This window comes from Methanohalophilus euhalobius (genome assembly GCF_900215215.1).
Classification (GTDB): domain Archaea; phylum Halobacteriota; class Methanosarcinia; order Methanosarcinales; family Methanosarcinaceae; genus Methanohalophilus; species Methanohalophilus euhalobius.
Map to the genome: position 1 here is coordinate 22,505 of NZ_OBDR01000014.1, position 22,006 is coordinate 44,510.

The 22,006-nt window shown below is 44.7% G+C and carries 22 protein-coding genes and 2 pseudogenes; 6 read left to right on the forward strand and 18 right to left on the reverse strand.

Annotation, left to right across the window (positions count from 1 at the left end; genetic code table 11):
* Positions 1 to 12: 12 nt before the first annotated feature.
* The 5 genes from metK to mtaA all read right to left on the reverse strand — a co-directional run bounded on the left by metK (position 13) and on the right by mtaA (position 5,622).
* Positions 13 to 1,212: a methionine adenosyltransferase gene (metK, locus tag CP947_RS09430; protein WP_096712945.1), complete on the reverse strand. Its 1,200-nt coding sequence runs from the start codon at positions 1,210 to 1,212 to the stop codon at positions 13 to 15.
* Between the two features lie 547 nt (positions 1,213 to 1,759).
* Entirely contained in the window at positions 1,760 to 3,094 is a 1,335-nt protein-coding gene (locus tag CP947_RS09435; protein ID WP_096712946.1) for an amidohydrolase family protein, read from the reverse strand.
* Between the two features lie 15 nt (positions 3,095 to 3,109).
* Positions 3,110 to 3,742 carry an HD domain-containing protein gene (locus CP947_RS09440; RefSeq protein WP_096712947.1) on the reverse strand — a complete coding sequence of 211 codons (633 nt, stop codon included), beginning with the start codon at positions 3,740 to 3,742 and terminating at the stop codon, positions 3,110 to 3,112.
* Positions 3,743 to 3,754: 12 nt separating this feature from the next.
* On the reverse strand, positions 3,755 to 4,498 hold the full coding sequence (locus CP947_RS09445) for a 4-phosphopantoate--beta-alanine ligase (RefSeq protein WP_096712948.1): 744 nt from the start codon (positions 4,496 to 4,498) through the stop codon (positions 3,755 to 3,757).
* 83 nt (positions 4,499 to 4,581) lie between these two features.
* Positions 4,582 to 5,622: a methylcobamide:CoM methyltransferase MtaA gene (gene mtaA / locus CP947_RS09450; protein ID WP_096712949.1), complete on the reverse strand. Its 1,041-nt coding sequence runs from the start codon at positions 5,620 to 5,622 to the stop codon at positions 4,582 to 4,584.
* Between the two features lie 199 nt (positions 5,623 to 5,821).
* Here mtaA and CP947_RS09455 point away from each other — a divergent pair, with 199 nt between their 5' ends.
* Positions 5,822 to 6,673, forward strand: a complete 852-nt coding sequence (locus tag CP947_RS09455; protein WP_096712950.1) for a DMT family transporter — start codon at positions 5,822 to 5,824, stop codon at positions 6,671 to 6,673.
* Between the two features lie 27 nt (positions 6,674 to 6,700).
* Here the strand turns inward: CP947_RS09455 and CP947_RS09460 are convergent, their stop codons facing one another.
* Positions 6,701 to 7,576, reverse strand: a complete 876-nt coding sequence (locus CP947_RS09460) for a pantoate kinase (protein ID WP_096712951.1) — start codon at positions 7,574 to 7,576, stop codon at positions 6,701 to 6,703.
* A gap of 8 nt (positions 7,577 to 7,584) precedes the next feature.
* Entirely contained in the window at positions 7,585 to 8,793 is a 1,209-nt protein-coding gene (coaBC, locus tag CP947_RS09465; RefSeq protein WP_096712952.1) for a bifunctional phosphopantothenoylcysteine decarboxylase/phosphopantothenate--cysteine ligase CoaBC, read from the reverse strand.
* Positions 8,794 to 8,911: 118 nt separating this feature from the next.
* Here coaBC and CP947_RS11130 point away from each other — a divergent pair.
* Positions 8,912 to 9,469: pseudogene (locus CP947_RS11130) on the forward strand (DUF7109 family protein).
* 34 nt (positions 9,470 to 9,503) lie between these two features.
* Positions 9,504 to 10,295, forward strand: a complete 792-nt coding sequence (locus tag CP947_RS09480; RefSeq protein WP_096712955.1) for a 23S rRNA (uridine(2552)-2'-O)-methyltransferase — start codon at positions 9,504 to 9,506, stop codon at positions 10,293 to 10,295.
* Positions 10,296 to 10,298: 3 nt separating this feature from the next.
* On the opposite strand, the gene CP947_RS09485 is transcribed toward CP947_RS09480, so the two are convergent.
* On the reverse strand, positions 10,299 to 10,601 hold the full coding sequence (locus CP947_RS09485; RefSeq protein WP_096712956.1) for a DUF211 domain-containing protein: 303 nt from the start codon (positions 10,599 to 10,601) through the stop codon (positions 10,299 to 10,301).
* Positions 10,602 to 10,734: 133 nt separating this feature from the next.
* On the opposite strand from CP947_RS09485, the gene CP947_RS09490 reads away from it, so the two are divergent.
* Together CP947_RS09490 and CP947_RS09495 are read left to right on the forward strand one after the other, a co-directional pair.
* Complete coding sequence (locus tag CP947_RS09490) at positions 10,735 to 11,370, forward strand: histidinol phosphate phosphatase domain-containing protein (protein ID WP_096712957.1); 636 nt, start codon at positions 10,735 to 10,737, stop codon at positions 11,368 to 11,370.
* 22 nt (positions 11,371 to 11,392) lie between these two features.
* A complete protein-coding gene (locus tag CP947_RS09495; RefSeq protein WP_277749689.1) occupies positions 11,393 to 11,980 on the forward strand; it encodes a cyclase family protein in 588 nt (195 codons plus the stop codon).
* On the opposite strand, the gene CP947_RS09500 is transcribed toward CP947_RS09495, so the two are convergent.
* The 3 genes from CP947_RS09500 to CP947_RS09510 all read right to left on the reverse strand — a co-directional run bounded on the left by CP947_RS09500 (position 11,975) and on the right by CP947_RS09510 (position 14,168).
* Positions 11,975 to 12,529, reverse strand: coding sequence for an XTP/dITP diphosphatase (locus tag CP947_RS09500; RefSeq protein ID WP_096712959.1), 555 nt, complete (start codon positions 12,527 to 12,529; stop codon positions 11,975 to 11,977). The two genes, CP947_RS09495 and CP947_RS09500, sit on opposite strands and share 6 nt — an antisense overlap.
* A 71-nt stretch (positions 12,530 to 12,600) precedes the next feature.
* The gene (locus tag CP947_RS09505; RefSeq protein WP_241645985.1) at positions 12,601 to 13,191 is read right to left on the reverse strand and encodes a Kae1-associated kinase Bud32; all 591 of its coding nucleotides are present in this window, start codon (positions 13,189 to 13,191) and stop codon (positions 12,601 to 12,603) included.
* Complete coding sequence (locus tag CP947_RS09510; RefSeq protein ID WP_096712960.1) at positions 13,176 to 14,168, reverse strand: bifunctional N(6)-L-threonylcarbamoyladenine synthase/serine/threonine protein kinase; 993 nt, start codon at positions 14,166 to 14,168, stop codon at positions 13,176 to 13,178. Before CP947_RS09510 ends, CP947_RS09505 begins: the two co-directional genes overlap by 16 nt.
* 101 nt (positions 14,169 to 14,269) lie before the next feature.
* Here CP947_RS09510 and CP947_RS09515 point away from each other — a divergent pair, with 101 nt between their 5' ends.
* Positions 14,270 to 14,518 carry a hypothetical protein gene (locus CP947_RS09515; RefSeq protein WP_128754525.1) on the forward strand — a complete coding sequence of 83 codons (249 nt, stop codon included), beginning with the start codon at positions 14,270 to 14,272 and terminating at the stop codon, positions 14,516 to 14,518.
* 6 nt (positions 14,519 to 14,524) lie between these two features.
* Here CP947_RS09515 and CP947_RS09520 read toward each other — a convergent pair whose 3' ends face one another.
* The 7 genes and pseudogenes from CP947_RS09520 to mtbB form a co-directional block, all read right to left on the reverse strand.
* Positions 14,525 to 15,628: a DNA topoisomerase IV subunit A gene (locus tag CP947_RS09520; protein WP_096712962.1), complete on the reverse strand. Its 1,104-nt coding sequence runs from the start codon at positions 15,626 to 15,628 to the stop codon at positions 14,525 to 14,527.
* Positions 15,628 to 17,481, reverse strand: coding sequence for a DNA topoisomerase VI subunit B (locus CP947_RS09525; RefSeq protein ID WP_096712963.1), 1,854 nt, complete (start codon positions 17,479 to 17,481; stop codon positions 15,628 to 15,630). Before CP947_RS09525 ends, CP947_RS09520 begins: the two co-directional genes overlap by 1 nt.
* A gap of 89 nt (positions 17,482 to 17,570) precedes the next feature.
* Positions 17,571 to 18,023 (reverse strand): nucleoside deaminase, encoded by a 453-nt coding sequence (locus CP947_RS09530; protein WP_241645982.1) that lies wholly within the window; start codon positions 18,021 to 18,023, stop codon positions 17,571 to 17,573.
* Positions 18,016 to 19,242, reverse strand: coding sequence for a peptidase U32 family protein (locus CP947_RS09535; RefSeq protein WP_096712964.1), 1,227 nt, complete (start codon positions 19,240 to 19,242; stop codon positions 18,016 to 18,018). The genes CP947_RS09530 and CP947_RS09535 overlap by 8 nt, the downstream gene beginning before the upstream one ends.
* Before the next feature lie 44 nt (positions 19,243 to 19,286).
* Positions 19,287 to 19,466, reverse strand: coding sequence for a hypothetical protein (locus CP947_RS09540; protein ID WP_096712965.1), 180 nt, complete (start codon positions 19,464 to 19,466; stop codon positions 19,287 to 19,289).
* Positions 19,467 to 19,671: 205 nt separating this feature from the next.
* On the reverse strand, positions 19,672 to 21,189 hold the full coding sequence (locus tag CP947_RS09545; RefSeq protein ID WP_096712966.1) for an APC family permease: 1,518 nt from the start codon (positions 21,187 to 21,189) through the stop codon (positions 19,672 to 19,674).
* A gap of 79 nt (positions 21,190 to 21,268) precedes the next feature.
* Positions 21,269 to 22,006 (reverse strand): annotated as a pseudogene (gene mtbB / locus CP947_RS09550) ([dimethylamine--corrinoid protein] Co-methyltransferase); the annotation flags it as partial.

Sequence of the window (22,006 nt, forward strand, 5' to 3'; positions counted from 1 at the left end):
AATAATTAAAAATCATTTCACTACGTTGAGATTGAATTTTCCTTTGAGGCTATCCACCTTGTCAAGCTGTTCCCAGGGGAAAATATTCCTGCCAAAATGGCCATAAGAAGATGCCTGCCTGTATGACCACCCTTTAGGATGCAGTAAATTCAGATCTTCTATCAGGGCTGCCGGTCTGAAATCAAATATTTCACCGGATTCCAGTACATTCTGGATTTCCTGATCTTCTACTACACCTGTACCATAGGTATCAACATTGATACTGAGAGGCTTTGCGACACCAATGGCATAGGCCACCTGGATTTCACATTTATCAGCAAGACCTGCTGCAACTATGTTTTTGGCGACATATCTTGCATAGTATGCTGCTGAGCGATCAACCTTGGAAGGATCTTTACCCGAGAAAGCTCCCCCACCATGGCTGCCCACTCCTCCATAAGTATCCACAATTATCTTACGTCCGGTAAGTCCTGCATCTGCATAGGGACCTCCTAGAACGAATCCGCCTGTTGGGTTTATGTAATACTCGGTGTCTGACCTCAACATGCCGGTTGGCTCAAGGACTTCATTGATAAATCCTACCATGTCATTACGAATTGTTTCAAGTGGGATGTCGTCAGTCTGCTGTGATATAACTACAGCTGTTATGTGGTCTGGTTTTCCATTTACATATTTCACTGAAACCTGTGATTTGGCATCCGGTCTTAAGTAGGACACCCTACCTTCCTTACGGATAGAATCCAGATACCGGAGTAACCTGTGGCTAAATGCAATTGGAGCAGGCATATATTCATCTGTTTCATTGGTAGCATAACCAAACATCATACCCTGGTCCCCTGCACCCTGTTCTTCATATAACCCAGTGCCCTCGGTAACTCCCATAGAAATATCAGGGGATTGTTCGTGGATTTTTGAGATGTATTCAAAGGATTTGTCCCAGAAAAGAAGGTCCTTATGATCATACCCTATATCACGAACAACTTCACGTGCTATACTCTCTGTATCAATCTGTTCCATACCTTTACAGGTAATTTCACCTGCATTTACCACAAGGTCATGGGCTACAAGTGTTTCACATGCCACACGACTGTCAGGATCAACTTCCAGACATGCATCCAGAACTGCATCAGACACCTGATCACATATCTTATCTGGATGCCCTGCCCCGACTGCTTCTGAAGTAAATACGTGGTCATATTTGAGTTTGCTCATTTTCACACTCCTGTTTTATCTTAAAGGTCCGATTGAACGGATACACTAAGGGTCCGATTGAACGGATACACTAAGGGTCCGATTGAACGGATACGCTAAGGGTCCGATTGAACGGATACGTTATAAGGTCCGATTGAACGGATACGTTAAAGGCCCGGATGAACGGACATACATTTAGATTTGAATTCGCAATCAAATGTCAAGAATGGATAATTCCACACTGTAACATCCCTATAGCATAATATAGTGGGAAGTTCGAGGATCAATGGAAATCATTGTTTACCACGAACATAATAATTCCACCATAATTTTAATCGTAATTGATTGACATCACATACTACGCCATACTATATATGTGTTTCCAAATTGAAGGTTTTTAAATTATTTTTACAGAATATAAGAAAGCAGATATATATTTCACTTCAAAAATAATAAATAGAATCTGTTTTTATGGATCTCTAGCCAAATATTGCGAGTAGGTATTGAAAGAGAGCCACCTGATTGTAGCCACAGACGTTCAATATTAAAAGTTATATAGTGGATAAAATTACTGATCATCTGAATAATCCTGCAAACCCAGAACATCAATCAGATGCTGACTGTCAGTCTTTTTCGCAGCTTTAGAAGCTTCCACCATTATCTCATATTCATTCATACATAGAACCTGACCGTTTTCCATGAGCACTTTTCCATCCACCAACACTGTTGTGACATCACTACCAAGAGCCGAATATACAAGATGCGAATCGATATCATACAATGGAGTGAGATGCGGACGTTTCATATCCACAACAATCAAATCGGCATAGTAGCCTTCCTTGATCATACCGGCCTCAATTCCAAGTGCCTTTGCCCCGTTTACAGTGGCCATCTCAAGCACTTTCCGGGCATCAATGACAGTTAGGTCCATACTGTCAACTTTATGAAGAAGGGCGGCCATTTTCATTACCCCGAACATATCAAGATTATTGTTTGAAGCACATCCATCCGTACTCAGGGATACATTCACACCCTTTTCAAGCAGCTTTGGCACCGGTGCGATCCCTGCTGCCATTTTCATATTACTCACTGGATCATGACTCACATGAACTCCCATTTCAGCCAAAATGTCCATATCTCCCTCTGAAAGCCAGATACAATGAGCAGCAAGTACATCACTGTCAAAAAAACCAATGTCATGAAGCATGTTGACCGAACACTTGCCATACTTCTCTTTCATCTGGTTCAGTTCAGCTTCGGTTTCAAGCACATGGATATGAACTTTTACACCATCCTTGCGAGCCTGCTTACGCACATCCCGCAGGAATTGCTGAGAGCAGGTATGAGGGGCATGTGGACCATACATAGCAGATATGCGCCCATTGGCTGCACCATTGAAATCCTTTACAAAATTCCTGCCTTTTAACAGGGAAGATGCTGCCCTTTGAGGATCTCCAAAATCAATCATACCATAGGAAAGGGCTGCACGCATACCACAATCCTCAACTGCACGAGCAGCTGCCTGCTCATGAATATACATGTCAGCAAAGGTGGTTGTTCCGGATTTTATCATCTCCAGGCATGCCAGCCTAACCCCTGCATAGATTTCTTCCGGCCCCAATTTTTCTTCCACAGGCCAGATATAATCCTCAAGCCATTCTGCAAGGGGCAGATCATCGGCATAACCCCTTAAAAGTGTCATTCCTGCATGATTATGGGTATTTACCAGACCGGGCATGACCACCGAACCGCTTGCATCTATTATTTTGTCTGCCTTGCCATTATAAGAGAGCCCCACATAGACAATCCTGCCATTTTCAATGGCAACCTCCCCTTTTTTGAGATCTCCTGAATCAGGATCCATAGTAAGGACGTGACCGTTCTTGATCAAAATATCAACCATAAAACCCCTCCAATATCAATAAACTTCCTTTTTGAGCTGTTCAAGGAAAGTTTCCATAATTTTCAGCCTCTCTGTTGCAATATCCCTGGAAGTATGTGTGTTCAGACGATCCATTATCTTAAAAGGCTTCCTTTCCATATATTCTTCAAAACCTTCAAAAGGATTTTGTGCATAGGCATTCATGGAACTTTCCTTCACATTACCATTGGCATGTTTTAAGCCTCGCAAAGCCCCCATTGAAACCAGTGACCTGAAAATACCTACCGCACCCAGGGCATCAATCCTATCCGCATCCTGTAAAATTTGCCCTTCGATTGATTCGGGAACCATACCCCGGCTGAATCTGTGAGTACGTATGCAGGATACAATATGTTCAATGGTCTTTTCATCAACTTCTTTGTCAGCCAGATAAGAACCTGCGATTTCAGCACCATACAATGCATGATCACCGCCTTCCTCATGTTCGCGAACAACACCCACATCATGCAATAGGGCAGCAAGCCTCAATACATCAGGATTTCCCCCTTCCTTTTCCCCTATATACATGCAAAGGGATTCGACCCGCTCCACGTGACCCATATCATGGCTACCGGGTTCATCGGAGAGTACATCTGACACATAATCTCTTGTAATTTCAATAATATCCATAAATGATCACCTTCACTGATTCTTAAGATTCTCCATTAGTTCTCCAACAGCTTCTCTGAGAAATGTAGCGTTATCAAAATCCCCTGCAATTTCCTCAAGCTCTTCATGACTACAGTTTCCAAACTGCCGGGAATAACTGATTAGATTTACCATCGCACGGCTCACGTTGTCCACAATCGTAAGGGTGGCTGTCTTTGATGTGCGTGAAAATGGATTCAAATCGATTGCAATAACAGTTTTACCCATCTCCACCAATTTCTGGCATCTATCCCCGTCCTCCAGGGGAACAAGAACCACATCTGCACTGTAGATTCCTTCCTGGTCCACAATAGCCCGGGCATGTTCAAGATCAAGCCTGCCATCCCCTCGTACCCCAAGCACACGGGTCGCACCAAAGGATTCCAGATGAGAGATTATACGAGAAACTCTCTCCTCGGTACGGTGAAAGAGATTGACTTCAAGGGATGCTCCTGTGACAGATGCAAGCTCAACCATTTTTTCAGGGACAAGGGCCGATGTATTGCCATTTACCGAAATGACCGGTCTATCTGCCAGGAGAAGCAGTGCAGAAGCTATCTTTTCTGCAAGTAAAGCCGAAGGAACAGTCCTTTCACCAAGCAGGTAGTCAAAACATTCACCTCTGCCCTGAGCCACAAGACCCTGCATACTCGTAATACCTTTATTCACACCTTCAACAATATTTTCCCTTGCAATCAGGGAATGATAACGAGGATGTGTTCGGGGAATGCCAGTCAATTTTTTACACCTCAATAATCAGAACAAATATAAATCGACCAATTAATTGTTGCTTCAAAAGAAAAACAGGTATTTGCACCTTCTTATAACTCGGGATTTAAACCCTTATAGTACTCGTCCCTTGCTTCCACGAAGGCTTTCAGGTTCTCAAGCGAAGTATATGGTGCAAGTCCACAACCCGGGGCAAGAATATCCACACCGTCTTCAAGACACATCTTAGCCTGTCTTTTCACTTCTTCCGCAGGAGTCGAAAGGAGGATATCTACAGGCGAGACGTTGCCTATTAAACAAGCCCTGTCCCCAATTATCCTTTTGGCATATTTGGCATCCACTTTTTCTTCAATACTCAATCCTTCAAATCCGGAACAAGCCATAGGTTCAAGGATTGCAGTGGCATCTCCGCACATATGCAATATCATTGGCCCATCAGTGCCGGCACAGATTTTGCCATATTCCGGAAGAACCAGGGATTCAAAGATATCTGGAGGTAGCAAATCAGGTCCTGCTTCGGAATCCGGCATACAGATTGCATCCGCACCCCTTTCGAAAAGGGCATTTGAATATTTCACACATACTTCTACACCCATACCGAGCAGTTCACGCATAATTTCCGGCTCCGTGAGGGACCACATAAGGTAATTCTTTGCACCCACAAGAGAGATAGCAATCGCAGCAGGACCAAGCATGCCTGCAACAACAGGAATGTCTTCCCCAACCCTTTCCCGGATAATTTTCGTGGCATCCAGTATGGTGGATATGCGTTCGCTTTCCAGGAAATTATCAGGGAGATTGAATTTCCCTACATCCTCCTTATTGCTACAGGGATTGTCAAGAACAGATGGCTGTGAATCAAAAGTTCCTTCCTTTATTGTGCATCCCAGGGTCTGGGCTATGGCCGTACCGTCAAAAGGATAACGTACGGCTTCCAGACCGGCCACCTCATACCCACCTATGGCCAGTGCAGCCATTTTTTCAGCATCATAATGTGCCTCCGGCCAATGGCTGCCCGTGGCTTCCATCAGTTCAATTGTACCTGTCTGGGTAACCGAACAGACCGGTACCCTGTCAACATCCTTTCCTGCAAGGGAATCTAAAAATCTTTGTTTTAGTGTGATGCCTGTCATTAAATGCCTCCGGATACAAAATATCAAATTGCAATCCTGCAAGGAAATCCAGATATGAGATTCAGACGTGGTTATCTGCAGCTAATTTTATGAATAATCTCACCTGAAGACTACTTCAATCTATCGACTAAAGCGCAGATTTAACACCACATACACCAATCAGCCAATGTGAATCCACAAATGAACCGGAGAATCCAAAATGATCCCTGTTGAACTTATGGCAATCTTTTTTGGCCTTGCATCTGCCGTTTCCTGGGGGGCGGGGGATTTCACCGGTGGTTGTGCTTCAAGGCGCACTAACGTATATTCAGTAGTTCTGGTAACCCAGATTGTAGGAGTTGTACTTTTTCCAATACTCGCATTTGTTTTCTCAGAAAACCTGCCCCCATTAAGTAAATTGTTATGGGGATGTCTTGCAGGTTTTTTTGGAACATCCGGATTGTTAGCCCTTTATCAGGGATTGGTTGAAGGAAAAATGGGTATAGTTGCCCCGGTGGCTGCAATGATATCGGCCATTGTCCCGGTAATTTACTCTGCGTTTTATGAAGGATTTCCGGAAATCCTGCGAATTGCAGGATTCATTTTCGCTTTTATAGCAGTGTGGCTTATTGTCAGTATGGATAACGGACCAAAAGTCAAAATAAATGACCTGAAGTATCCTTTTCTAGCGGGAATGGGCTTTGGACTCTTTTTTATATCCATAGATAATTTCAGTGAAACTGCCATATTCTGGCCACTGGCCTTTGCCAGAGGAACAGCCTTATTGATGTTTGTAGGTTTTGTCATACTGACAGGATCAGTGAAAGTGAAACCCCCTTCCATTGACGTACTGCCTGTAATTGTTCTTGCAGGACTTTTCAATACCGGAGGAGGTACATTCTTTACACTGGCTTCAGAAGCAGGCAGACTGGATATTACCACAATTCTATCCTCATTAAGCCCGGGTATCACGGTATTGCTTGCATATTTTATACTAAAAGAAAAACTTGCCCCCAGACAGTGGTTAGGAGTGATATCCGCCCTTTTTGCAATAATTCTTATGTCAATATGAAAGAAAAAGATAGAATTTGCAGAGATATCAATAAGTACCTGCAATTGTACTGCTAAATACTGTTCCGAATTCACTCATCGTATCCCTGATGACAGCATCAGTACACTCCGGGCCAGCAATAGCAAAAACCGCATCTCCAAGCATAGCCTGTGAAGCAAATCCACCAACATTTTCCACAGCCTCGATAATGTCTTTTGCCCCCTTGCTCAAAAGACCCAGTTCAAAACTAAAACTGCGGGATTGGCGCATAAATTCTTCAATTGTCGGATTCTGTAGCAAGTTATTCATTGCGGTTTTGCCAGCAATATTGATCTTTCCAGTCATAGATGAATCGTCAAGGGTTGTTTTTGTAGACAATTTACCCAGAGCCACACAGTGTACACTAAAAGAGGAAGAAACGATACGATCCAGCAGGCCTCCTTTTGTAATCGGAGCCGGTCTTTTCCTGATGACAATCCCGCCGTGTGCCTGGGCTTCCACATCGCCCAGTCCACCTCCCCCTACAACTTCGGCAATATGAGCAGCTTCCACGAGTTCATTTTGAGTCAGGCCCAATGAGAAAAGATCATTTAAGCAATAGGAAGTTGCCAGTGCACCTGCACCGGAAGCACCAAAGCCACAGCCTACGGGGATATCAGCATGAGATTCTATCCTTACAGGTTCACAGGTGAGAGAGGCAACCAGATGAGAAGTTACAGGTGCTTGTTTCCTTGAACCACTCAGGAATATCTCTGTCTCTGTAATATCGGGCCCCACACCTACTTTTGCAGTGACCCCTCTGTTAAGAACTACACCACAACCCGTAGTGCCCTTCAAGGCCGGGTCATCGTTTTCATGGATTGTGAAAAAACCTGTGATATGACCAGGAGCAAAGCATGTTACACATTTTTGTTTTGGATCCATAGAAACCCTCACAACAGGATTTGCTCAAGACGGTCCATTATTACAGATGCGAGGTGACGTTTGGAACCACTATAATGAGATGCTGAAGACCCGTCCTGAAGGATATATACGGAATTATCAGAGGTGCCCATTCCCCCTGCCCCCACATCATTGGCAACAACCATGTCAAGACCGTATTCTTCAAGCATACGGGCCGCACTTCCCACAAGCTCTTTTTCATCAACACCGGTTTCAGCTTTAAAGCCCACAATCACTATGTAGGGATGATTGCCTCTTACCTGTGGCAATATCTTTTCAGTGGAATGCATTTCAAGAATAAGATTCTGGCCTGATTTTATTTTGGATCTTGATGAATCAAGTGTATAATCCGAAATCGCAGCCGAGCTTATGAATACATCGCATCCCCTGTCTATTTCTTCCATGCACCTATCCAGCATACTGGCTGCACTTTCTGCATAAACCTCATTTATACCATCCACATCCAGTTCATTCCTGTGGATTATTGTAACATCCCCGCCCCGCCGGAAGGCTTCCCTGGCCAATTCCTGACCGGTTTTGCCGGAAGCCCGGTTTGTGAGTATACGGATAGGATCAATGGCTTCGGCAGTTGCACCGGATGTCAGCACTATTTTCTTGCCTGCAAGTTTTTTCCCCATAAGTTGCCGCTCAACTGCCAGGACAATATCATCATTTGAAGCTATCTTGGCAATCCCTTCCTCTACACGGGGGCCAACTAAACTGATGTCATAACTTCCAAGCTTTTCGAGATTGGAATGCACCGCAGGATGGTCATACATGGACTGATGCATTGCAGGTACAACTATTGTGGGCATCCCGCTACCTATAGCAGTGGTTGCGAAAGTCGTTACAGGCGTATCATCAATTCCCATTGCGATTTTGCTAATAGTATTCGCCGTTGCCGGAGCTATCAATAAGAGGTCTGCCATACCCTGCATACCGCACATTCCCACATGCTCCACTCCTCCGGTTATATCCGTAATCACTTCATGACCGGTAGCATAATGTAATGCATCAGGATGGAGAATACGCGTGGCCGCTTCACTCATCACAGCATAGACATTTGCACCGTTGCGTATTAATTCACGTGCCAGTTTCACAACCCTTACGGCTGCAATACTACCAGTAACTGCCAGCACAACGGTCTTACCCTCAAGGGATTTACTTTTAGTTCCTTTGATCCATAGTGTAGAATGCATGATTTTCGCCTGTGTTATGGAAGAGTGTAAACCATCCAATTATTTAAAAATAGCCTGACAACCACTTGAACGTCACGGGCATGACATTATTAAGCCATAAAATGATACAGAAATAATCATGATTTCAATTGAAGAACTTTCCGGGATAATTGATGTACTGGGAGCAGCCACGGTACACGAGATTACCTGCACTGCCCAGGAAATCACCTATGCAAGAGATGATGAACCCCCTGCAGAGGAAGATATACTCAAGATGTGTGAAAAGGGTTGTTCCAGACATTTTCTGGAAAAGGTATCCTGTGAAGAAATAATAGGAATGGAAAACACATAGGGGGCAGAATATTTTATTCTGGGGCCAGATGCGTTTCCTGAATACCCACAGGAACTGAGTGATGCACTCGATTTGCTTGGGTTAGAAAAAAGAGAACTGGACATGGGAAAAGTAGCAACACGCTTTAAAAGAAGATTGAAGATGCGGACCACACATCTGGAGAACCTTATCAATGATGTGCAGACCCCTGCAGAACCTGAATACATACAGGATCTGGAGGAAAAATACATGGATCTTGTAAATATTTACTACGATTTTGATACATGGGTTCCTGATGCCCTCACCGAGATAGAGGAAAATATATTCTCATTGAGTGCGCGGATAGAGGAACTTAAAGAGGCATAACCTTTTATACTTATATAATGAAGGAAGCAATCCAATGGCAAGGCATAGAAGAGATACATATTACTGGCGTGCAAAAGCCGAAGGTTATCGCTCAAGGGCAGCTTACAAACTCCAGCAGATTAACAAGAAATTTAACGTTATCAGGGAAGACAGTGATGTTGTAGATCTCGGAGCCGCTCCGGGTGGGTGGCTTGAAGTCGCAAGAGAACTGACGAAAAGGAAAGTTGTCGGTGTAGACATATTGCGCATCAAGCCAATGGACAGAATAACCATTATTCGTGGCGATATTACCCGGGAAGAGACTGCAAATCAGATCAAGGAAGCAGTAGGAGAAGAAGGAGCTGATACTGTTATCTGTGACGCTGCACCCAATCTTTCCGGAAACTGGAACCTGGATCATGCACGCTCCATCGCTTTGGCCGAATCAGCACTTGAATGTGCAACCCGCATCCTTAAACCCCAGGGAAATTTTGTTGTAAAAGTATTCCAGGGAGATATGTTCAAGGAATACCTGGATAAAGTAAGAGGTGAATTTACCTATGTCCGGGCCCATTCACCAGAGGCTTCAAGGTCAGAAAGTGCCGAAATATACGTCGTAGGCAAAAAATTCCTTACCGCACCAATCAGGAGAGGGGAGGAATATGATGTTGTTATCGAAAGAATAGGATCCGGCGGCGACGGTACTGCTTTTGTGGAAGGGTTTGTAGTATTCATCTGTGACACTGAAAAAGGAGAAAAAGTGCGCATAAAGGTAAGAGATGTAAAACCCAATTTTGCTTTTGCAGATGTTATACAGAGACTTGAGAGTCCTGAAGAAGAAAAATGAGAATTACCTATCCTGGTGAGTCTCCACTTCTTCGATGATTTTTTTACCGGCTGCAATCTCATCTACGCTATGGACCACGGCACCCATATTCTCTATTTCCTGACGGATAAGTTCATAGTCAAGATCAAGCCCTTCCAGGGTGATTTTTACATTTTCGGTTTTCTGATCCATTTCATAAAGACTAAGATTGACACCATCAACTCCTTCCAAATCACCCAACACACCTGCAAGTTCAACTATGGAAGGATTATGTGGCTTCAGAACATCCAGAACCAACCTGCGAATCCCTGACTTATTATTCATCATTCATTATCTCCAACATGAAGAATTATTTAGATATCCATTCCATGCATATGATATAAAAATATGGACATCTATCACAGAAGATATTATCAATGCAAACAATAAATACTTTGTACAAAACACAACAGGAATTATCATGATAGATCTGCATACACATACAATATTCAGCGACGGAGAACTTATTCCAAGTGAGCAGGTCCGCAGGGCAAAAACCTTCGGATATGAGGCAATCGGCCTAACAGACCATGCCGATTTCACCAATGTAGAACACATCCTCAACTGTGTTACCAAGGCAAAATACCTGGAAGAGCTAATGGACATAAAGGTGCTTCCCGGAATTGAGATAACACATGTCCCCCCTGAAAAAATAGCATCCCTTGCAAAACTTGCAAGAGAACTGGGGGCCGAAATTGTTGTTGTACACGGGGAAAGTCCGGTAGAACCAGTTTTGCCCGGCACAAACCGTGCAGCTGCACAATGTCCGAATGTAGATATCCTGGCACATCCCGGATTTATCACTGAAGAAGAAGCTAAAATTGCAGCGGATAACAATGTATGCCTGGAAATTACCGCAAGAGGCGGACATAACCGCACCAATGGCCATGTTGCCAAAATCGCAAAACTCAGCGGTGCGACAATGGTAGTGGATACCGATTCTCACCATCCTTCAGACCTGATAACAACAAGTACTGCATTGAAAGTGGCAATGGGAGCAGGTCTTGAAAAGGATGAAGCAGAGCAGGTGCTGGAAAATTCAAGGATTTTTATCTGAAATGACATAGGAAATTATTGATATTACACAATCCATCGGTCCTGAAACCAGGGTTTATCCGGGGGATCCAAAAGTTACTGTCGAGAGAGTTGCTTCCATCGAATCCTGTGGATACAGTGTCTCAAAACTCGAAATGGGAAGTCACACTGCAACCCATATCGATGCTCCTGCTCACATATTTGAGAGTGGGCGCACAGTGGATGAATTGGAATTAGCCTCTCTTGTGGGCAGGGCTTATCTGATCGATCATTCCGGGAAAACCGAAATTGGAAATGATGAAATGGAAAAAACTTTTTCCTTCAAAGACAAAAGCAGTGAAATCATATTGCTGAAAACTGAATCATCAGACCAAAAATTTGCAAAGATACTCCCGGATGCTGCAGAATGGATTGTAAAAAAAGGATTCCTGACTGTGGGTATCGATTCTGAGTCGATGGATTCCGGGGAAGGACTGGATAACCACAGGATTTTGCTTGGAAAAGGAATCAATATTATTGAGAATCTGGACCTTAAAAAGGTTGAGCCGGGTTATTATGGATTTGTCTGTCTGCCACTAAAAATAAAAGGGTGTGACGGGGCACCGGCACGAGCAATACTTCTCCAATCATAAATTTGAGTCAACCCATTCCACAAACCTGTCCACAGCACGCTTTCTATGGGATACCTTATTCTTTTCCTCATCTCCCATCTCACCAAATGTCCGGGCACCATACAGAAAGATAGGATCATAGCCAAAACCACCTTCTCCTTTTTCCTCATAGGCGATGTTGCCTTCAACAGTACCGGTAAACGTCAGGGGTTCTTTACCCGGCTCACAGTAGCCAATAACGGATTTGAAATAAGCACTGCGATTTTCTTCATCCTCCATTAATTTCAGGACTTTGGGATTGCCAAGCTTATCTTCCACAAAGGCAGAATAGGGGCCAGGGAAACCATTCAGGGCATCAATGAAAAGCCCGGAATCATCAACCATCACGGGCATTCCCAGTTTTTCACAGGCCCAGCGGGCACCCTCGGCTGCGATTGGTTCCAGATCATCCTCCTGCAACTCAGGATAACCATCAGTGTTCTGGAGGACCTCAATCCCCCTCTGTCCCAGGATTGCCTTGATTTCCCTGAACTTGCCGCTGTTACCGGTAACGAATACGATTTTGCGCATGGTATCACACTATGGGCTATTAATAGATTATATATGACTGTACAAGAACAAAAATGTATGATAAAGATTACTCAGGAGTATCTTCCCCTCGATTCAATTTCAACAACCCTCTCCAGTACATCTTTCGCAGATTCAAGAGTGCGATAATAACCCCTGCAGAAGGCATCTATGAGTGCCTCATGGTTGGGATGGGAACTTTGAAGGGTCTGGAAGAGCACATGAACATCTACACCACGGGATTCGAGGTCCTCTGCACTGAAAGCAAGCCCGAAATCGATAAGCCACATCCTGCTTCCATCCCAGATGATATTCGAGGTCGTAAGGTCTCCGTGAATTATACCTGCAGCATGGAGCCTGCCCACGAGTTCCCCGAGTTTTTCACACAAATCTTCAGAGATGACATATTTTAATGGCTTACCCTCAATGTAGTCCATCTCAATGGTGGAATTATAAATATCATAGATAACAGGTGTCGCCACCCCGGCCCTGCGGGCTTGTGATATCAGACGGGCCTCTGCACGGGTGCGCTCCCTGCGTATCCGCTCATCCAATTCCCGCACACGATAGCGTTTGGGGATACGACTCTTGACCAGACGGTTATTCTTCCGAATGACCTTTGCCTCTGCACCATCCCTGACCATTTCATTTACTCCTTCAGCCATGTCACATCCACCATGTCAGGACGATAATTGGGATTTACATGAGAATCTTCGACCCCTATTGTATCGCCTGCCTTATACATAAGAAGACCAAGCCAGGCGATCATAGCACCATTATCTCCCATGAAACGTTTTTCAGGAACATAAAAAGATGCACCACGGTCATCACACATGATATCAAGCATCTCCCGCAGGCGCATGTTCGCACCGACACCACCACCAAGCAACACCTCAGTCTTACCTGTATGTGCCAGTGCCCGCTCGGTCACCTCCACAAGCATTGCAAAAGCATTCTCCTGCAGAGAATAACAAACATCCTCCAGCGTATGTTTTTGCAGGGCATCTGTGGCTGCAGTTGAAAGCCCGGAAAAAGAGAAATCCATACCCTTTACCACATAGGGCAGGTTTACGTAATTCACCGAATCCTTTGCATACCTCTCAATCTGCGGCCCACCCGGATGGGACAGGCCTGCGCTGCGGGCAAACTTATCAAGGGCATTTCCTACACCAATATCCAGAGTCTCCCCGAATACGCGGTATTTTCCTCGCCTGTAGGCCAGTACCTGGGTATTTGCACCACTTGCATAGAGAACCACAGGGTCCTTTGCAGGTGTTTTCCACCTACCAATCTCCACATGGGCTACGCAGTGGTTCACCCCCACCAGAGGAATTTCAAGGGAGAGGGAAAGAGCCCTGGCAGCAGTTGCCACGGTCCTCAAACAGGCACCCAGACCCGGACCCTGTGAAAAAGAGATTGCATCAATATCATTGGGACTTATGCTTTTATCTGCCAGTTCGTCGAAAAGATTGGACATCACCCAGGAAGCAAACCGGGCATGATGTTGAGCCGCTTCTCTAGGATGAATGCCCCCAGTTGCCGGTTTATATGTATGCGTCACCTCACAGACAACTTCATCTTCATTAACAACAGCCGCACTCAGATTCCATGCGGTGCCCTCTATGCCAAGAACCAGCGTCACTTGCAATAACTCCTTTGCGCTAATGGGAAGTGAGGAATATTAAGTTTACTGATGCAAACCCAGGTAAGTTATATATTGAGGGAAATGCAAAAAGGGATGCCATGTCAGAAGAGAAAACCGAGCAAACAAAAACAGAGGCACAGGTGTCCGTGAAAGAATGGAAGATAGGGGAAATGGGATTTCCCGACCGTCTGGCCACACCTGATGAAGGCATTAATTATGTCCCCCATAAAACAAGCGGCCTTCAGAGTGCGGCTGATATGTGGATTGACAGGGACAGGATGCTGGAAGGCCTCCATACAAAAAAGAGTGTTGACGAACTGCTGCAACGCACAAAATTCTTTGAATGATTTTCTTTAAATTATACCCATATCTGAAAGCCTGTCGGGCAGGTATGTCTTTGTGACAAAGTCCAGACCCTTGCCCGCAAAGGCCTGCTGTTCTGCCTTTTTCCCAATATCAAGCTGCAGGTTAATCTGTTCTTTCCAGTAATCGGTTTCAAATCTCGGGTCTGTAAGTTCACTGCGCAGGGCATCGACATCCTTATCGGTCAATTTATCGGTGGACAATTCATACTCCACGATATCCGAAGGCTGCACTCCGACAAACTTGGCTGCAGGAGTTGCCATGAACTCGGAAAGGTGGGCACTCTTGATGGCACCGTATGCAACTGAAGCATAGATACGATAGGACCAGGGGTCACCGTCAGTAAAAACCACAACTGGAATACCCAGCTCCTCATTCATACGCTTGATCATACGCCGGGTCGAGCGAGCGGGCTGGCCTTTGAGATGTACAAGTATAGCATCATTTAGTTCATCAAAACCATTCTCAATCAAACGGGCATACATACCACCGGTCTCAATCGCTATTATAAATTTGGCATCATGATCTATGAAATCGATATTCTCCACATTGAAAGGGATCTGATAACCACTTTCACCCACATCCTCCTGGCAATGGATATCACGGTCCCCTCGCTTGGTCTCTTCCCGCAGCTGCAGGGGACCAAAAAGTGTAGCACCGTCTTCTTCGGGACGCATGTGGAAATATTCCCTCTGGAGACTGGAAATAATCTCAAGGTCCTCAACCAGACGATCACTTTCGGGTTGTTCCTTGAACTTGGCAATATCCCAGTTCTCGGAAATATAGTATAATTCCCTCAAAGTTGAACCACGGTTATTCCCGATATGGTTCTTTAAAAGAAAATCAAGCACATGAGAGGTTTTCAATAACTGGAATGCACCTTTGACGGTCTTGGCACTTCTTTCACTCTCCCGGCCGCCATACACCCATACATCACTATTTTCATTAAATTCAATATTGTTCTTGGTTCTGCTGGGCATATTCACATAAGGAATCTTTCCATCCACAAAATGCGAATACAACTCCGATGCAAGACCCGTTAACCTTTGCTCTGCAAGCCTGTCATGCTCCTTACGGTGTTCATTCTTAGCCATTATACAACCCCTTTTATCGCTCTGGCACCTGTAACAATCTCTTCCTCAACCCCTTCAACAATAGGAGGTTCTTTTATAGAATCCAGATCCGATGGGTCAGGTAACCGGTAATTCACGGCAAAAGCCTCACCTGGCCTGAGAACAATTTTCCATATGTAATCATAATCATTGCCCATACTGACCACTTTGGGTGACGGGGTTGCCTCGACCTGGAAAGGCAACATCTCATGTAATTTGAATTCTACTTTCTTACTTCCAAAATTCTTTGTCCTGATGGATACATTGGTATTACCATCATCATATTGCCTGTCAACGAGCAGGTTGCCCATTACCCTGGCAACAACAGGATTGATATCCGGTACTTCCCTGTCAAGTGTTTCTGCCAGTTTTTCCGCCATGCGGGGCAATACCTTGTTAATAATAACTTCCTTTTCCTTGCGTTTTTTAAGGGAACCCTTCTTTTTAAGGAAGCGGTTTAGTTTCCTTCCCGCCTCTTTGAGGGCCAGTTCAACTTCCGCCTGAATCTCAGGGATATCCGCAATGGCATCCTTGGATTCAGATGTAAAAGGCACATTTGTGGATGCAACATGTATAAGCAATACCAGAGGCCCAATCGGTAGCCCTCCGCCCGGTTGGTCAATGCCGTATTGTTTCCATTTGATACCTTCCACGCCATGTGTAGTCACACAGCCTCCCTGCTGATACAGAAGAGGAACCCGATTGGCAAACCTCATTATATTGACCCTGTCATCCTTTTGCAGGTTGCCTCCGTAAGCAATCCCAACTTCCACGACAAAAGGATTACCGGAATACACTGAGGGAGTACGTGTGGTAGTTGCAATAAAGTCCACATTGAACTCTTTCTCCAGACCTTTGTAAATCAACTCTTCCCCGATAGGAGACAGACAATCCGTAGGAGGAGACATGATTTTTACTTTCTGGAAAGCTTCCAGAAGACGTTTTGCACCTTCCCTTTCAATGGTGTGCGGGTCCATATCCTCATCAAGCCCGGCAGCATTGCAGATTTCCTCTGCTGTGAGTAACCCTATCTTGGAAAAGGAATATCTCAGAAATGGAGCAAGTCTCTGCCTGCCGGTATAACGCAACATCTTCATGAGCGTACCCAGTTCAATGCCATGGGGATGCGGCAGGATCTCGCTTGCAGGTTCGGGTATTTTATCAGTGGCCCTTTCAAATATCCTCTCATCACCTTCAGGGTCAATGAGTTTTATGCGGGCATGGGGATTTACAATGGCTGTGGCCTTGAGATATTCCTCTACCGATTGGCGGCGCCCCTTTACATAGGTAGCCTCCATTTCCATCTCCACCCGGGTTCCATGGGGACGATCCCATTCGGTTATTTCATCTTTCAATATCTCGGGATCATTGGTACGGGTATTGATCATCAGTTCATAATAGTGAGCCGGGGACTGGGAGCCTATCTTTGAAATAATCCTGGTAGCATGGCCTGCTGTCAGCTGGGAATAGAGGACCGCTGCAGAGATACCGATACCCTGCTGACCCCTGCTCTGTTTGAGAGCATGAAAGCGGGAACCGTAAAGCAGTTTGGCAAAAACCCGCGGAATCTGATCTTTCACAATACCCGGACCATTGTCCTCAATAATCACAACGACCCCACTTTTACCCGAACGTTTGATATGAAGCATAATATCAGGTAGTATCCCTGATTCCTCACAGGCATCCAGAGAGTTATCCACCGCTTCCTTTATAGTAGTAATAAGACTTCGGGGGGCCGAATCAAAACCCAGTATCTGTCTGTTCTTTTCGAAAAATTCGGCTACACTTATTGACTGTTGTTTTTTTGCAAGTTCTTCCGCAATTGGTGCTGGCATTGAACCTTCATCCCCTTAAAAACAAATTTCCTGCAAAATTAAGACCACAGGAGACGCTACAATATAGTTAGCATATATTTATATATTTGTTAGTATGGCGCACTTTTCCCTATATCCTCATTCCAGAGCTCAGGATATTCCAGAATAAATTCCTTCATCAACATTTTACATTCAGATATATCCAGGTCAACCACCTCAACTCCTTTGCTACGCAGGAAATCCTGTGCTCCTTCAAAGGTTTCTGACTCCCCGGCAACCACTTTTTTAATACCAAACTGCACCACAGCACCGGCACACAGGTAGCAGGGCATAAGGGTGGAATACAACACTGTATCCGCATAACTTCCAATTCTGCCCGCATCCCTCATACAGGAAATTTCCGCATGTGCAAGTGGATCGTCGTCCTGAACCCTGAGATTATGCCCTCTTCCGATAATTTTTCCATTCTTCACAAGTACAGAGCCTATGGGGATGCCACCTTTATCGCGGCTGGCCATGGCTTCATTTATTGCTTCTTTCATGAATTGATCCATTTCACTCATTCCCGGATGTATCAGGATCTGCTATCCTGAATACCTTATCATTGGGCCTGACCCTGCCATCTACCGCAAGCCCCACATCCATACCTTTTTCAGCTGATTTAATAGTATTACCTGTCACCTGCATGGAAGATACATGCTGTTCAAGATGGGTATTTTCCCCTTCAATCAGAATCGTATCACCTATATTAAGGCCAGAATCAGTAAGCTTCACATATGCAGCACTCTGATTCTTATAATAATTTACAACCTCACCTACAAGTTCTTTGTGGGTTTGCGAAACATTCATGTCTTTTTCCACAATGAAACCTTCCCGGGAAGGAATGCCGAAATAGAAACCTGTAGAAAAACCTCTGTTATAAACAGCACAAAGCTGTTGATTCCATTCAGGTACCCTGTTGCTTTCAAATTCCCCGCTTCTGCAGGCCTCCAGAGCCTCTGAGTAACATCGGGATACAGTAGAAATGTATCTTGAGTCACGTAATCGTCCTTCAATCTTGAAGGCATCTATCCCGGCTTCCACAAGTTGGGGAATATGTTCAATCATGCACAGGTCCCTGGCACTTAGCAGGTATTTTCCACCCACCTGCACCTGTGACCCGTCATCCGCATTGAGTGTCCATTCCCATCTACACGGCTGGGTACATTGACCACAGTTACCGGATTTACCCAGAAGATATGCCGAAAGATAGCATCTACCGGAAATCGCCTGACACATAGCCCCGTGAACGAAAACCTCCAGTTCAATATCAGTATTCTGTCTGATTTGTTTTATTTGATCAAGACTTAGCTCGCGCGATAGAATAATGCGGCTTGCACCCAGAGAACCATAAAATTCTGCCGTATTTGCATTGGAAACATTGGCCTGTGTGGAAATATGTATATCAAGTCCCATAGAAGATGCCTGTAATATCACAGCAGGATCCCAGGCTACGATTGCATCCACTTTTGCTTTTTTAGCAACGTTGAGGATAGCCGATAAATCAAAAGCGTCTTCAGGATATATGACAGAATTGACAACAAGATAGGCTTTCAACCCTTTTTTTCGTACCGATTTTACAAAGCCTGAAAGATTATCCACAGTAATCGTCTTTGCGCGAGAACGCAGGCTCAGCCGATCTACGGAAAAATATACAGCATCTGCATACTGTGAACATGCATAAAGGGTACCTTCATCCCTTACACCTACTACAAGTTCAGGTACAGGGTAATTAGAATCCATGGGTAGAAAAAGATCAGTTATGATATAGAGTTTTTGTCTTTATATCAGGGATTTCGCAGGAAATTGTTATAACCGGTTGCTACAAAAACAAGAACCGTTCCCATCATGACCTCTTCCATCTGTGGAATATAAAGTTCCGAGCCGGATGTTACAAGATATAGGCCAAGTGCAACGGTGAAACTTGTGAGAAGTAGCCCGATAATCATATCCTCAATGTCTGGCATGTTTTTCGCTCTGATTCAGTTTTGGTATGAATGCAAAGTGAAAACGATATGATATGTATATGTATTTTTGCAGAAGGAATAAAATAAAAAATAGTGTATAAAAACAAACAAAAAATTAAAAGAATGGGATTTTAGACAGCTAGAAAATATAGGAGTGAGCATTTCCGGTTAGGAGAAACCCGGAAATGCTTTCGACAAATCCCACTCACTTCTTTTTACTGGAGGAGATATTTGAAACAAGGCTGACAGCACTGATTGTTTCCTTTTCCTTATATGCCTCATTCCTGGAGTAGAACCAAAGTGGCAGATAAATTGCCAGTACTATGAATCCTACCCAGGTTGAAGTCCATCCGACTTCAAGACTGTTAAGATAGACTACACCCACAAGACATAGGGGGATGTTGAATAGACCAAATAGCAATGCAATGTTCTTCCAGCCTGTTGGTGCCTTGAAAGGCCTGTCTAGTGCGGCCATTTCAGGGTTCAATTTGGCTTTTACATAGGCAAATAGACTGATACCGTTTGCACATGTGTAACCAATAGCAGATGCTGCAAGGATTGCAGTAGGTGTACCCATGGATATCAACAACAAGTTGAAAATACCGATTACTACCATTGCCACAATGGGGGTACCGGAGGAATTTAGCTTACCAAAAACTTTTGGCAGGTTTCCTTCAGTAGCCATTGAGTGCATTGCCCTGGCAGAACCAAGATAAGCAGTCTGAATGATTAGTACCATTGCCGCAATCAGCATGACAATCGCAACTATTGCACCCGCAGATCCAAAGGCAGCCTGTGCCACAGGGATCATTGGAGAGATCGGCTCGGCTATTGTGCCCTCAACACCAAGTACACCAATTACTGCTGCCTGTACAAGTACGAAAGAGAAGAAACATACTACACCACAGACAAACAGAGCTTTTGGTATGTCAGATCCCGGATTCTTGTATTCAGGGCCATAGACAGCCGCTGTTTCCCAGGCACAGGCACTCCACTGGGCCATTGCAAAGAGACCAAGAAGTATCAATATATGGTGAGCATCCCATGCCCAATCTGCCGGAAGCCACTGACTTGTAATATTAGACATTACCACATCACCGGTTGCAAAGGGTGCCAGAGTAATGACAATAAGAGGCAACAGTGAAAGGGCTGCTAATATGTAACCTGCAAGTGCACCACCCTCAAGACCACGGTAATTTACAAGGATAAGCCCACCGAATATTACTATTCCCGCAACCAGAGAAAGCTGGTATTCAGAAAATGTTTCTGCAAGTATGGGGAAGAGATTGTACGTATAACTACCGACAAGGATGGCATATATCGCAAGTACAGGATTCCATGCAAACCAGTAACTCCAGGCACTGAAACCACCTATCAATTTACTTTTATCGAATTTTCCCGTGTAATCTTTTGTTTTAAACACATTTTGTGCAAATCCGGGAAGACCCGATGCATGGGGAAAAGCTGTTGCAAGTTCACCATAGGCAAGATTTTGCATAAAGCCCTGGAATACAGAAAGACCCCAAACTATTATTGCAGCTGATGATACCCAAAGAGGGAAATATCCCAGAGAAGGCAGGATCAACAGCGGGACACCAAGTGCGATGGCAAGTCCCTGTTTCCAGTCAATAGTACGTTCCAGTTCACTGGCATCGCACACGACTTTACTACATTGTTCCGCATGATGCAGATCAACTCCTGCATCACCTTTTTCTTCGCTCATAAGAAACACCACGCTCCTTTTTATTGAAATGTATTATAGAGATAATAAATTAAAACCGGGAAACTCCCGGTCTTTTTATTTATCCAGTGATATCCCTGAATTTATCGCAGCAGTTGATATCAATATCGAGAAGTTTCTCAATATTCATCTTGGATGCGATACCTTTGGCACATCCTGGCACGGATGTAAGTACACCAATATCAAGTTCTTCACGGATATCCCTCATGACATATTCGTCACTCAGGTCAAGTGCCTGTACACCGAGTTTCTTGGCAACATAATCCTTGGCTTCATTTATGCGCATGTTCTTGGAGAACTGCATCCTGGCAACAAGGTCACCGCCTGCACGCATACCTGTAAGACCGGAGGCCATGATGTGTGAGATTGGCATACCTATCGGGTCGCCAACTCCTATCTATATACCATCGACACCGGCAATCTCGACCATTGCCTTGCTGGCACGGGTTACTGCATCGATTGGTGGAGTCTCGAACATTGGGATACCCCCGACACCCATACCCATGTCAACATGACAGGGGATGTTTGCAGTTTCAACTGCTGCTTTGGTGAAGGTTACTGCACGGGCAAGGTTCCATGCGGAAGACTTGCTTGTGTTGGTGTTACAGACCGGACCGAACACGTTTGCACCTGCTTCTTCTGCAAGGGGTGCCTGCTCGTGTGGCCATAGACCTGCAAGAGCCTTACCTTCAAACTCAAGTTCGCCGTGCATACCAAGAGTACATTCTCCGGCCATACCTGCTTCAATGTAGATGTTAGGGAATTCTTCCCGCAGTGCCTTGATAGAATAAAGGGAAGC